The 12723-nt window shown below is 67.4% G+C and carries 10 protein-coding genes; 9 read left to right on the top strand and 1 reads right to left on the bottom strand.

The genetic code is table 11. The features are described 5' to 3' along the window. Positions 1–43 precede the first annotated feature (43 nt). Together HWX09_RS19500 and metH are read left to right on the top strand one after the other, a co-directional pair. On the top strand, positions 44–1111 hold the full coding sequence (locus tag HWX09_RS19500) for a homocysteine S-methyltransferase family protein (protein ID WP_027785568.1): 1068 nt from the start codon (positions 44–46) through the stop codon (positions 1109–1111). A gap of 40 nt (positions 1112–1151) precedes the next feature. Further along, a complete protein-coding gene (metH, locus tag HWX09_RS19495) occupies positions 1152–3869 on the top strand; it encodes a methionine synthase (protein ID WP_027785569.1) in 2718 nt (905 codons plus the stop codon). Positions 3870–3980: 111 nt separating this feature from the next. Here metH and HWX09_RS19490 read toward each other — a convergent pair whose 3' ends face one another. Beyond that, complete coding sequence (locus HWX09_RS19490; RefSeq protein WP_027785570.1) at positions 3981–4304, bottom strand: DUF1840 domain-containing protein; 324 nt, start codon at positions 4302–4304, stop codon at positions 3981–3983. Positions 4305–4503: 199 nt separating this feature from the next. Here HWX09_RS19490 and argS point away from each other — a divergent pair, with 199 nt between their 5' ends. From argS to HWX09_RS19455, 7 genes are all read left to right on the top strand, one after another. Further along, positions 4504–6285 (top strand): arginine--tRNA ligase, encoded by a 1782-nt coding sequence (gene argS / locus HWX09_RS19485; RefSeq protein ID WP_027785571.1) that lies wholly within the window; start codon positions 4504–4506, stop codon positions 6283–6285. 151 nt (positions 6286–6436) lie between these two features. Next, positions 6437–7327 (top strand): SPOR domain-containing protein, encoded by an 891-nt coding sequence (locus tag HWX09_RS19480; RefSeq protein WP_027785572.1) that lies wholly within the window; start codon positions 6437–6439, stop codon positions 7325–7327. A 74-nt stretch (positions 7328–7401) separates the two neighbouring features. Next, positions 7402–8040, top strand: coding sequence for a thiol:disulfide interchange protein DsbA/DsbL (locus tag HWX09_RS19475; protein ID WP_027785573.1), 639 nt, complete (start codon positions 7402–7404; stop codon positions 8038–8040). Between the two features lie 19 nt (positions 8041–8059). After that, on the top strand, positions 8060–8833 hold the full coding sequence (locus HWX09_RS19470; protein WP_027785574.1) for an SDR family oxidoreductase: 774 nt from the start codon (positions 8060–8062) through the stop codon (positions 8831–8833). A gap of 28 nt (positions 8834–8861) precedes the next feature. Further along, a complete protein-coding gene (locus HWX09_RS19465; RefSeq protein ID WP_175888592.1) occupies positions 8862–9191 on the top strand; it encodes a hypothetical protein in 330 nt (109 codons plus the stop codon). A gap of 95 nt (positions 9192–9286) precedes the next feature. Continuing rightward, positions 9287–10882, top strand: coding sequence for an ABC transporter substrate-binding protein (locus HWX09_RS19460; RefSeq protein WP_027785575.1), 1596 nt, complete (start codon positions 9287–9289; stop codon positions 10880–10882). A gap of 191 nt (positions 10883–11073) precedes the next feature. After that, positions 11074–12720: an ABC-F family ATP-binding cassette domain-containing protein gene (locus HWX09_RS19455; protein ID WP_027785576.1), complete on the top strand. Its 1647-nt coding sequence runs from the start codon at positions 11074–11076 to the stop codon at positions 12718–12720. Positions 12721–12723: the final 3 nt, after the last annotated feature.

Raw genomic sequence — 12723 nt, 5'->3', positions numbered from 1 at the left:
CCGGCTACAATGACGGTTTTCCGTCTTCGCCGGTCTCCCGCCCATGTCTGCGACTCCTCTCGCTGCTTCCGTCCCGCTCGACGCGCCCTACACGCGCGGCGCCGCCCTGCCCGCGCTGCTGAAATCGCGCATCCTGATCCTCGACGGCGCGATGGGCACGATGATCCAGCGCTACAAGCTCGACGAAGCCGCGTATCGCGGCGAGCGCTTCAAGGATTTCCCGCGCGACATCAAGGGCAACAACGAGCTGCTGTCGATCACGCAGCCGCAGATCATCCGCGAGATCCACGACCAGTACTTCGCGGCCGGCGCCGACATCGTCGAGACCAACACGTTCGGCGCGACGACCGTCGCGCAGGCCGACTACGGAATGGAAGATCTCGTCGTCGAGATGAACGTCGAATCGGCGAAGCTCGCGCGCGAATCGGCCGCGAAATACGCGACGCCCGACAAGCCGCGCTTCGTCGCGGGCGCGATCGGGCCGACGCCGAAGACGGCCAGCATCTCGCCGGACGTCAACGATCCGGGCGCGCGCAACGTCACGTTCGACGAATTGCGCACGTCGTACTACCAGCAGGCGAAGGCGCTGCTCGACGGCGGCGTCGACCTGTTCCTCGTCGAGACGATCTTCGACACGCTGAATGCGAAAGCCGCGCTGTTCGCCCTCGACGAGCTGTTCGAGGACACCGGCGAGCGCCTGCCGATCATGATCTCGGGCACCGTCACCGATGCGTCGGGCCGGATCCTGTCGGGCCAGACGGTCGAGGCGTTCTGGAATTCGCTGCGCCACGCGAAGCCGCTCACGTTCGGCCTGAACTGCGCGCTCGGCGCGGCGCTGATGCGCCCGTACATCGCCGAGCTCGCGAAGCTGTGCGACACCTACGTGTCGTGCTACCCGAATGCGGGCCTGCCGAACCCGATGAGCGACACCGGCTTCGACGAAACCCCGGACGTCACGTCGGGCCTGCTGAAGGAATTCGCGCAGGCCGGGCTCGTGAACCTCGCGGGCGGCTGCTGCGGCACGACGCCCGAACACATCGCCGAAATCGCGAAGGCGCTCGCCGACGTGAAGCCGCGCCGCTGGCCGAACCAGTACAGCGACAACGCCTGACCCGACCGCCCACGTCCTTCATCTCAGAATCCGCACCGCCATGACCGATCACATGATGCGCCTTGCCGGCCTCGAGCCGTTCAACGTCACGCCCGGGACGCTCTTCATCAACGTCGGCGAACGTACCAACGTCACCGGCTCGAAGGCGTTCGCACGGATGATCCTCAACGGCCAGTTCGACGAGGCGCTCGCCGTCGCGCGCCAGCAGGTCGAGAACGGCGCGCAGGTGATCGACATCAACATGGACGAGGCGATGCTCGATTCGAAGGCGGCGATGGTGCGCTTCCTGAACCTGATCGCGTCCGAGCCGGACATCGCGCGCGTGCCGATCATGATCGACTCGTCGAAGTGGGACGTGATCGAGGCCGGCCTCAAGTGCGTGCAGGGCAAGGCGATCGTGAACTCGATCTCGCTGAAGGAAGGCGAGGACGCGTTCCGCCACCACGCGAACCTGATCCGCCGCTACGGCGCGGCCGCGGTCGTGATGGCGTTCGACGAAACGGGCCAGGCCGACACGTTCAAGCGCAAGACCGAGATCTGCAAGCGCTCGTACGACTTCCTCGTGAACGAAGTCGGCTTCCCGCCGGAAGACATCATCTTCGACCCGAACATCTTCGCGGTCGCGACCGGCATCGAGGAGCACAACAACTACGCGGTCGACTTCATCGAGGCGACCCGCTGGATCAAGCAGAACCTGCCGCACGCGAAGGTGAGCGGCGGCGTGTCGAACGTGTCGTTCTCGTTCCGCGGCAACGACCCGGTGCGCGAGGCGATCCATACCGTGTTCCTGTATCACGCGATCCAGGCCGGGATGGACATGGGCATCGTGAACGCGGGCCAGCTCGGCGTGTACGCCGATCTCGACGCGGAGCTGCGCGAGCGCGTGGAGGACGTGATCCTGAACCGCCGTGAGGATTCCACCGACCGCCTGCTCGAAATCGCCGACAAGTTCAAGGCCGGCGGCGCGAAGAAGGAAGAGAACCTCGAGTGGCGCAATCAGCCGGTCGAGAAACGGCTCTCGCATGCGCTCGTGCACGGCATCACGACCTTCATCGTCGAGGACACCGAAGAAGTGCGCGCGAAGATCGACGCGGCCGGCGGCCGTCCGATCAACGTGATCGAAGGCCCGCTGATGGACGGGATGAACATCGTCGGCGACCTGTTCGGCCAGGGCAAGATGTTCCTGCCGCAGGTCGTGAAGTCCGCGCGCGTGATGAAGCAGGCGGTCGCGCACCTGATCCCGTTCATCGAGGAAGAAAAGCGCCTGCTCGCGGAAGCGGGCGGCGACGTGCGCGCGAAGGGCAAGATCGTGATCGCGACCGTCAAGGGCGACGTGCACGACATCGGCAAGAACATCGTGTCGGTCGTGCTCCAGTGCAACAACTTCGAAGTGGTCAACATGGGCGTGATGGTCCCGTGCAACGAGATCCTCGCGAAGGCGAAGGTCGAAGGCGCGGACATCATCGGGCTGTCGGGCCTCATCACGCCGAGCCTCGAGGAAATGGCGTACGTCGCGTCCGAAATGCAGCGCGACGACTACTTCCGCGTGAAGAAGATTCCGCTCCTGATCGGCGGCGCGACGACGTCGCGCGTGCACACGGCCGTGAAGATCGCGCCGCACTACGAAGGCCCGGTCGTCTACGTGCCGGATGCGTCGCGCTCGGTGTCGGTCGCGTCGAACCTGCTGTCCGACGAAGGCGCGGCGAAGTATCTCGACGAGCTGAAGTCCGACTACGAGCGCATCCGCGACCAGCACGCGAACCGCAAGCAGCAGCCGATGGTCACGCTCGCCGAGGCGCGCGCGAACAAGACCCAGGTCGACTGGGCCGGCTACCAGCCGGTGAAGCCGAAGTTCATCGGCCGCCGCGTGTTCAAGAATTACGACCTGAACGAGCTCGCGAACTACATCGACTGGGGCCCGTTCTTCCAGACCTGGGACCTCGCGGGCCCGTACCCGGCGATCCTGAACGACGAGATCGTCGGCGAATCGGCGCGGCGCGTGTTCTCCGACGCGAAGTCGATGCTCGCGCGCCTGATCCAGGGCCGCTGGCTGACCGCGAACGGCGTGATCGCGCTGCTGCCCGCGAACACCGTCAACGACGACGACATCGAGATCTACAGCGACGAGTCGCGCTCCGACGTGCTGCTCACGTGGCGCAACCTGCGCCAGCAGAGCGTGCGCCCGGTGGTCGACGGCGTGATGCGGCCGAACCGCTCGCTCGCCGATTTCATCGCGCCGAAGGAATCGGGCGTCGCCGACTACATCGGGATGTTCGCGGTCACGGCCGGCCTCGGCGTCGACGTGAAGGAGAAGCAGTTCGAAGCGGACCACGACGACTACAGCGCGATCATGCTGAAGGCGCTCGCCGACCGTTTCGCGGAAGCGCTCGCGGAAGCGATGCACGCACGCGTGCGGCGCGAGCTGTGGGGCTACGCGAGCGGCGAGACGCTCGACAACGACGCGCTGATCGCGGAAAAGTACGCGGGCATCCGCCCGGCGCCCGGCTACCCGGCCTGCCCCGACCACCTCGTGAAACGCGACATGTTCGACGTGCTGCACGCGGACGAAATCGGCATGAGCGTGACGGATTCGCTGGCGATGCTGCCGGCGGCGAGCGTGTCGGGCTTCTACCTCGCGCATCCGGACAGCCGCTATTTCTCGGTCGGCAAAATCGGGCAGGATCAGCTCGAGGACTACGCGCAGCGCATGGCGCTGTCGCTCGACGACGCCCGCCGCGCGCTCGCGCCGCAGCTCTGATCGACGCGAACGGGCGGCCCGGCCGCCTTTTGATCAGACAAAATAAAAAGCCCGCTCGAAAGCGGGCTTTTTCCTGTCTGGCGAACCTTTCGATCCGCCCGGCAAGGACGCTCAGAAACCCCAGTGCACGTCGGCCTCGGCGGCCTTCGCCTCGCGCAGCATCGTCAGGAATGGCGCGACGCGCTGGGCCAGGCTCGGCGGCACTTCATGGTGCGCGTGGTCGGCTTCGTCCTCGTGGAAATGGCCGGCATGCTCGGCGCGCGCCTGCTTCGCCTGCGCAACCGCGCCTTCCAGCTTTTCGATCGCGTGGTCCAGTTCGTCGTGCGTAATCACGCCGCGCTCGCCCAGCTGCTTGCCGACGACACCCAGCACGAAAACCGCGAAATCCTTCAGCACGTCGAGATCCTGTGCCGCCTTGCTCTTGAACGTAATCATGACAATTCCCTTTTCATCTTGTTGTGCCTGCGCGGCGAAGTTGGGGAAGCCGGCCGACCGGCGTCCGGCCTCGCGGACGCGGGCCGCCTGATCGGCATATTAGCACCTGTTAAAATTCTGCGATCCCTGAAACGCGCGCTTAAAAAGCGCGCCGGCGGCCCGACATTTCCGGCCGCCACCAACGAAGCCTTCTACCAGCATGCTGCCAGCACACAAACAGACCCTCGAAGCCCTGCTCGCGGATAGCGTCAAGCAGGTCGCACTCGCGCTGAAAGGCGCCGACGCGGCATTCGTCGCCCCGACCATCACGCTGGAGCGCCCGAAGGTCGCCGCGCACGGCGACGTCGCGTGCAACGTCGCGATGCAGCTCGCGAAGCCGCTGGGCGCGAACCCACGCCAGCTCGCCGAGCAGATCGTCGCCGCACTCACCGCGCAGCCGGCCGCGCAAGGCCTCGTCGAAGCCGCCGAGATCGCAGGGCCCGGCTTCATCAACCTGCGCCTGTCGGCCGCCGCGAAACAGGCGGTGATCGCCGCCGTGTTCGACCAGGGCCGCGCGTTCGGCACGTCGGATCGCGAGAAAGGCAAGCAGGTGCTGCTCGAATTCGTGTCGGCCAATCCGACCGGCCCGCTGCACGTCGGCCACGGCCGCCAGGCCGCGCTCGGCGACGTGCTCGCGAACGTGATCGCGAGCCAGGGCTACGCGGTGCACCGCGAGTTCTACTACAACGACGCGGGCGTGCAGATCGGCAACCTCGCGATCTCGACGCAGGCGCGCGCCCGCGGCCTGAAGCCGGGCGACGCGGGCTGGCCGGAAGCCGCGTACAACGGCGAGTACATCGCCGACATCGCGCGCGACTACCTGAACGGCGAAACGGTCGCCGCATCGGACGGCGAGCCGGTCAAGGGTGCGGGTGACGTCGAGGATCTCGACGCGATCCGCAAGTTCGCGGTCACGTATCTGCGTCGCGAGCAGGACATGGACCTGCAGGCGTTCGGCGTGAAGTTCGACCAGTACTACCTCGAGTCGTCGCTGTACAGCGAAGGCCGCGTCGAGAAGACGGTCGACGCGCTGATCAAGGCCGGCATGACCTACGAGCAGGACGGTGCGCTGTGGCTGCGCACGACCGACGAAGGCGACGACAAGGACCGCGTGATGCGCAAGTCGGACGGCACGTACACGTACTTCGTGCCGGACGTGGCGTACCACGTGACGAAGTGGGAGCGCGGCTTCACGAAGGTGATCAACATCCAGGGTTCGGACCACCACGGCACGATCGCGCGCGTGCGCGCCGGCCTGCAGGGGCTGCACATCGGGATCCCGAAGGGCTATCCCGACTACGTGCTGCACAAGATGGTCACCGTGATGCGCGACGGCCAGGAAGTGAAGATCTCGAAGCGCGCGGGCAGCTACGTGACGGTGCGCGACCTGATCGAATGGTCGGGCGGCGCGGCGGCGGGCCAGGAAGCGGCGCCCGACCTGATCGACGAGGCGACCATCACGCGCGGCCGCGACGCGGTGCGTTTCTTCCTGATCTCGCGCAAGGCCGATACCGAGTTCGTGTTCGACATCGACCTCGCGCTGAAACAGAACGACGAGAACCCGGTCTATTACGTCCAGTACGCGCATGCGCGGATCTGCTCGGTGCTCAACGAACTGAAGTCGCGCTACAACGTCGACGTCGCGCAACTGCCGGGCGCCGACCTGTCGCAGCTGACCAGCGCGCAAGCGGCATCGCTGATGCAGAAGCTGGCCGAGTACCCGGACATGCTCACGCATGCGGCGAACGAGCTGGCGCCGCACGCGGTCGCGTTCTACCTGCGCGATCTCGCTGGCGAATTCCACTCGTTCTACAATGCGGAGCGCGTGCTGGTCGACGACGAAGCGCCGCGCAATGCGCGCGCCGCGCTGCTCGCCGCGACCCGGCAGGTGCTGGAGAACGGCCTGGCGGTACTCGGCGTATCCGCGCCCGCCAAGATGTAAGGATGTCCGCGCGGCCCCGAACCGGGCCGCGAATGGCTGCGGCGGCAGCGCCCGTCGTCGGATGCCCGCCGCCGGATGCCCGCCGCCGGATGCCCGTCGCCGGATGCCCGTCGCAGCCTTTTCACGATTCTTTTTGCAGGTGACTCAAGCAATGGCACAACCACGCCGCACTTCGAAACAATCGAAACAAGCCGGAGGGACATTTCTTGGAATCGTGCTGGGCCTGATCGTCGGCCTCGCGATCGCCGTGGTGGTGGCGCTCTACATCACGCGTTCGCCGTCGCCGTTCGTGTCGAAGGTCGCGCCGCCGCCGGCCGACAACGGCGCGAGCCAGCCGCAGCAGTTCGACCCGAACCGCGCGCTGCAGGGCAAGACGCCCGGCCAGCCGGTGCCGCAGGCCGCGCAGCCCGCACCGCCGAACACCGCGCCCGGCCAGGCCGCGAACCAGACCCAGGGCGGCGGCCTGCTGCCCGAGCCGCAGATCGTCGAAGTGCCGCCGTCGGGTAACACGAACGGCGCCACCGGCTCGAGCAACACCACCGCGTCGAACAATCCGTCGTCGGGCAACGGCGTCGCCGTCGCACCGAAGCCGGCCGACACCACACCGCCGCCGAAGAAGACGCAACAGGCGCAGCAACAGCAGCAAGGCGGCGAGGACGACCTCGCACGCTTCGCCGCGCAGAAGCAGGCGCAGCAGGCCGCCGCGCAAAAGCAGCAACAGCAGCAGGCCGCGAACACGCCGAAGCCGACGTCGTCGGTCACGGCCGCGGCGGCAGCGAAGCCCCCGACCGCGAACGACGCGAACACCGGCTACTTCCTGCAGGTCGGCGCGTACAAGACGGAAGGCGATGCCGAGCAGCAGCGTGCGCGTCTCGGCTTCCAGGGCTTCGAATCGAAGGTGTCGAAGCGCGACGTCAGCGGCGTGACCTATTTCCGCGTGCGCGTCGGCCCGTTCTCGAAGTTCGAGGATATGAACTCGGCCCGTCAGCGCCTGTCCGATGCAGGTGTCGACACGGCGGTGATCCGCTTCACGAAGCAGTAAGCAGCCGGCCGCACCCACGCAGAACCCGTTACGTTACGTTTCGTAACCCGAGCAACTGATTCGACGTCCACAACATGAAAAAACTGCTTAGCACGCTCCTTCTGTCCCTCGGCCTGGCTGCCGGCCTGGCCCAGGCATCGCCCGCCGCGCCGGTGTCCGGCAAGGACTTCGAGGTGATGAAGTCGCCGCAGCCGGTGTCCGCGCCGGCCGGCAAGGTCGAGGTGATCGAGTTCTTCTGGTACGGCTGCCCGCACTGCTACGAGTTCGAGCCGACGATCGAGGCCTGGGTGAAGAAACAGGGCAACAACATCGACTTCAAGCGCGTGCCGGTCGCTTTCCGCGACGATTTCCTCCCGCACTCGAAGCTGTTCTATGCGGTGTCCGCGCTCGGCATCTCCGAGAAGGTCACGCCGGCGATCTTCAACGCGATCCACAAGCAGAAGAACTACCTGCTGACGCCGCAGGCGCAGGCCGACTTCCTGGCGACGCAGGGCGTCGACAAGAAGAAGTTCATGGACGCGTACAACTCGTTCAGCGTGCAGGGCGAGGTGAACCAGTCGGCCAAGCTGCTGAAGGACTACGCGATCGACGGCGTGCCGACGGTCGTCGTCCAGGGCAAGTACAAGACGGGCCCGGCTTACACGAACAGCATCCCGGGTACCGCCCAGGTGCTCGACTTCCTCGTGAAGCAGGTTCAGGACAAGAAGCTCTGATCCCCGCCCGCGCGCCGGCATGACTACTCCGCTGAAGGTCTTCATCACCGGCGCGTCGAGCGGCCTCGGCCTCGCGATGGCCGAGGAATACGCCCGCCAGGGCGCCACGCTCGCGCTCGTCGCGCGACGCACCGATGCACTCGATGCGTTCGCGCGGCGTTTCCCGAAGCTGTCCATCTCCGTCTATTCCGCCGACGTGCGCGACGCCGATGCGCTCGCGACGGCCGCCGCGTCGTTCATCGCCGCGCACGGCTGCCCCGACGTCGTGATCGCGAACGCGGGCATCAGCCAGGGCGCCGTCACGGGCCAGGGCGATCTCGCGGCGTTCCGCGACGTGATGGACATCAACTACTACGGGATGGTCGCGACGTTCGAGCCGTTCGTCGGCCCGATGACGGCCACGCGCCACGGCACGCTGGTCGGCGTCGCGAGCGTCGCCGGCGTGCGCGGGCTGCCCGGCTCCGGCGCGTACAGCGCGTCGAAATCGGCCGCGATCAAGTATCTCGAGGCGCTGCGCGTCGAGCTGCGCCCGGCCGGCGTCGGTGTCGTGACGATCGCGCCCGGCTACATTCGCACGCCGATGACCGCGCACAACCCGTACCGGATGCCGTTCCTGATGGACGCCGATCGCTTCGCCGCGCGCGCGGCGCGCGCAATCGCCCGGCAGCACGCGTTCCGCGTGATTCCGTGGCAAATGGGCGTCGTCGCGAAGGTGCTGCACGTGCTGCCGCGCTGGCTGTACGACCGCCTGTTCGAAAAGGCGCCGCGCAAGCCGAAGGCCGGCGCGCACTGACGGTCCGCAGAGGCGGCCCGTGCGATGCATGCCGGGCCGTATCGCTGCGCTGACGCGTCGAGGCTTCGGTTTTGCGACACCTTCCGCGGCGTCTTCACCGCGTCCGCCGCACGCCTTCTCCGCCTTCTCCGCCTTCTCCGCCTTCTCCGCCTTCTCCGCCTTCTCCGCCTTCTCCGCCTTCTCCGCCTTCTCCGCCTTCTCCGCCTTCCCCGCCTTCCGCGCCGCCCGGCTCTCCCGCCCCGCCCGCCGCCTGCGCCGCACCCTTCGCTGCATCGACACCCGTTCCGTCGCGAACGCAGCCGTTGTTCGGTCAATTCGCCGCGTTCCGGCGCCTTTTTTCACGCGTCGCGCGCTTTGACGGTATGCTATTCGCCAGCCGCGCCGGCCCGCCCGCTTACCGGCCGCGCCTGCCTCCGTCATCCAGCGAAAAACACAAGCCACGTGGGAGATCCTATGCACGTCAAGCTGTTCGCCGCGGCCGCCGTCGCCGCCGCCCTTGTCGCCCCCGGCCTCGCCGCCGCCAAGCCGCTGACCGTCTGCACGGAATCGAGCCCGGACGGCTTCGACGTCGTGCAGTACAACTCGCTCGTCACGACCAACGCATCGGCCGACGTGATCTTCAACACGCTCGTGTCCTACGACGAAGCCGCGAAGAAGGTCGTGCCCGCGCTCGCCGACAAATGGGAAGCGAGTGCCGACGGCCTCATGTACACGTTCCACCTGCGCCCGAACGTCGCGTTCCAGACCACCGACTATTTCAAGCCGGGCCGCCCGCTCAATGCGGACGACGTCGTGTTCACGTTCACGCGGATGCTCGACGATGCGAATCCGTGGCACAAGGTGGCCGGCGCGAGCGGCTTCCCGCACGCGCAGTCGATGGGCCTCGTGAAGCTCGTGAAGTCGGTCACGAAGGTCGACGACGGCACGGTGAAGTTCGTGCTGAACGAGCCGAATGCGACGTTCGTGCCGATCCTGACGATGGGCTTCGCGTCGATCTACTCGGCCGAATACGCGGACCAGTTGCTGAAGGCAGGCAAACAGGCCGACCTGAATGCGAAGCCGGTCGGCACCGGCCCGTTCGTGCTGAAGAGCTATACGAAGGACGCGCTGATCCGTTACGACGCGAATCCGACGTACTGGGGCACGAAGCCGAAGGTCGACCGGCTGATCTATGCGATCACGCCCGACCCGTCGGTGCGCCTGCAGAAAGTGAAGGCCGGCGAATGCCAGATCGCGCTGTCGCCGAAGCCGCAGGACGTACTCGCCGCGAAGGGCGAAAGCGCGCTGAAGGTCGTGCAGACGCCCGCGTTCATGACCGCGTTCGTCGCGCTGAACACGCAGAAGAAGCCGCTCGACAACGACAAGGTGCGCGAGGCGCTGAATCTCGCGTTCGACCGCGCGACCTACCTGAAGGTCGTGTTCGACAATACCGCGACGGCCGCGAACAACCCGTATCCGCCGAACACGTGGAGCTATGCGAACGACGTCGCGCCGTATGCGTACGATCCCGCGAAGGCGAAACAGTTGCTCGCGCAGGCCGGCTTCCCGAACGGCTTCTCGACGACCATCTGGACGCGCCCGACCGGCAGCGTGCTGAACCCGAACCCGAAGGTCGGCGCGGAACTGCTGCAGGCCGACCTCGCGAAGATCGGCGTGAAGGCCGACGTCAAGGTGATCGAATGGGGCGAGCTGATCAAGCAGGCGAAGCTCGGCCAGCATGACATGCTCTTCATGGGCTGGGCCGGCGACAACGGCGATCCGGACAACTATCTGTCGCCGCTGTTCAGCTGCAACGCGGTGAAGTCGGGCATCAACTTCGCGCGCTTCTGCGATGCGCAGCTCGACAAGCTGATCGCCGACGGCAAGTCGACCGCCGATCAGGCCAAGCGCGCGAAGCTGTACGAAAGCGCGCAGAAAATCATCCACGACCAGGCGCTGTGGATCCCGCTTGGCTACCCGACCGCGGCCGCGCTCACGCGCACGAACGTGAGCGGCTATCGCGTGAGTCCGTTCGGGCGGCAGAACTTCGCGGCGGTCGCCGTGCAGTAACCGTGCGTGCGCGCAAGCGACGGCATGCACGCCGCTCGCTTGCCGCCCGCGCGCCGCGCTTGCTACACTGCGCGCCTGTTCCTCATACCGGACGCCAGCCAAAGTGAACAACTAAGCCTTCCCGAAATGTTTTCGCCGCCCGTGCCACGCACGCCGCGCGCGAAGGTCTTCACGCATTTTCGGAGGTGCTCATGGCTGCAGCCACGCCCACCGGCGCGCTCGTCGCGCTTCATCACGTTTCCTTCCGCTTCGACGACGGCGTCACGCTGTTCGATTCGCTCGACCTTTCCATCGACCGCACGCCGACCGGCATCGTCGGCCGCAACGGCGTCGGCAAGAGCCTGCTCGCGCAACTGATCGCGGGCCGCCGCGCGCCGAGCGCGGGTGCCATCGAGCGGCATACGCAGGTCGTCTACGTCGCGCAGCAGCACGACCACGACGACACGGCGGCCGCCCCGCAGACCGTCGCGCAAATCGCCGCGCTCGATGCGCCGCTCGGCGCACTTGCACGCCTCTCTGACGGCCACGCGGAACCGCACGACTTCGACCTGATCGGCGATCGCTGGGATCTCGCGGAGCGGCTGCGCACGGCACTCGACGCGGCCGGCCTGCACGACGTCCGCGCCGACACGCCCGCGCATGCGCTGAGCGGCGGCCAGCTCGCGCGCGTCGCGCTGATCGGCGCGCTGCTGTCGGGCGCGGGCCTGCTCGTGCTCGACGAACCGACCAACCATCTCGACGCACCGGGCCGGGCGTGGCTGCGCGCGGCGCTCGACGGCTGGCGCGGCGGGGTCGTCATCGCGAGCCACGACCGGGCGCTGCTCGGCGGCGTGCAACGCATCGTCGAGCTGACGCCGCACGGCGCGCGCTCGTACGGCGGCAACTACGCGCTCTACCGCGCGCAGCGCGACGCGCAACGGGAAGCCGCGCAAGCGGTGCTCGACCATGCGCGCACCGAGCGCGGGCGCGTGCGACGCAGGCTCGAACAGGAACACGACACGATCCAGCGCCACGCGGCCGCGTCGCTGCGCGACGCGAAGACGGCCAACCTGTCGTCGGGAGCGAAACAGAGCCGCAAGGGTGCGGCACGCAACATCATGGGACAGGTCCGACGCCATCAGGACGATTTCAAGGCGACGCTCGACGAACGCGTGCAGCAGGCAGCCGCGCACGTCGAAGCCGATGCGCCCGTGCTCGTGTCGCTGCCGGGCACCGAGGTCAGCGCGCGCCGCCAGCTGTTTACGCTCGAACGCGCGCAACTGCCGTGGCGCGTCGCGGGCGACGCCGACGAGATCACGTGGTCGGCGAGCGGCGCCGTGCGCATCGCGCTGACGGGCCCGAACGGCTGCGGCAAGTCGACGTTGCTGAGGATGCTCGCGGGCGAGCTCGCGCCGCGCTCGGGCACCTGCACGACGCACGTGAGCGCCGCGTATCTCGACCAGCGGCTCGCGCTGCTGGACCTGGAGCGCTCGATCGTCGAGCAGTTGAGCCTGCTCGATACGCCGCTCGCCGAAGGCGAGCTGCGCAGCCGTCTCGCGCTGCTGCAGCTCGACGCGGCGCGCGCGACGCAGCCGGCGCGCCAGCTGAGCGGCGGCGAGCGACTGAAGGCCGCGCTCGCGTGCGCGTTGTGGCGCGGCACGCCCGCGCAACTGCTGCTGCTCGACGAGCCGACCAACCATCTCGATCTCGAATCGGTGCGCGCGATCGAAGCCGCACTGGCCGGCTTCCCGGGCGCGATCGTGGTCGCGTCGCACGACGCCGCGTTTCTCGCGGCGCTCGAACCGACGCACACGATGGAATGGCGGCGCGACGGGAGGCGCTACGAACCCGTCGCGTAAGGA

Origin of the sequence: Burkholderia sp. BCC1208 (assembly GCF_902833095.1) — a bacterium.
Lineage (GTDB): Bacteria > Pseudomonadota > Gammaproteobacteria > Burkholderiales > Burkholderiaceae > Burkholderia.
Note: the sequence above shows the minus strand (reverse complement) of the source record. Positions and strands in the feature narration are given on the sequence as shown.

Coding starts and splice junctions, on each gene's coding strand:
- HWX09_RS19500 (WP_027785568.1), top strand. CDS start 44: ATGTCTGCGACTCCTCTCGCTGCTTCCGTCCCGCTCGACGCGCCCTAC.
- metH (WP_027785569.1), top strand. CDS start 1,152: ATGACCGATCACATGATGCGCCTTGCCGGCCTCGAGCCGTTCAACGTC.
- HWX09_RS19490 (WP_027785570.1), bottom strand. CDS start 4,304: ATGATTACGTTCAAGAGCAAGGCGGCACAGGATCTCGACGTGCTGAAG.
- argS (WP_027785571.1), top strand. CDS start 4,504: ATGCTGCCAGCACACAAACAGACCCTCGAAGCCCTGCTCGCGGATAGC.
- HWX09_RS19480 (WP_027785572.1), top strand. CDS start 6,437: ATGGCACAACCACGCCGCACTTCGAAACAATCGAAACAAGCCGGAGGG.
- HWX09_RS19475 (WP_027785573.1), top strand. CDS start 7,402: ATGAAAAAACTGCTTAGCACGCTCCTTCTGTCCCTCGGCCTGGCTGCC.
- HWX09_RS19470 (WP_027785574.1), top strand. CDS start 8,060: ATGACTACTCCGCTGAAGGTCTTCATCACCGGCGCGTCGAGCGGCCTC.
- HWX09_RS19465 (WP_175888592.1), top strand. CDS start 8,862: ATGCCGGGCCGTATCGCTGCGCTGACGCGTCGAGGCTTCGGTTTTGCG.
- HWX09_RS19460 (WP_027785575.1), top strand. CDS start 9,287: ATGCACGTCAAGCTGTTCGCCGCGGCCGCCGTCGCCGCCGCCCTTGTC.
- HWX09_RS19455 (WP_027785576.1), top strand. CDS start 11,074: ATGGCTGCAGCCACGCCCACCGGCGCGCTCGTCGCGCTTCATCACGTT.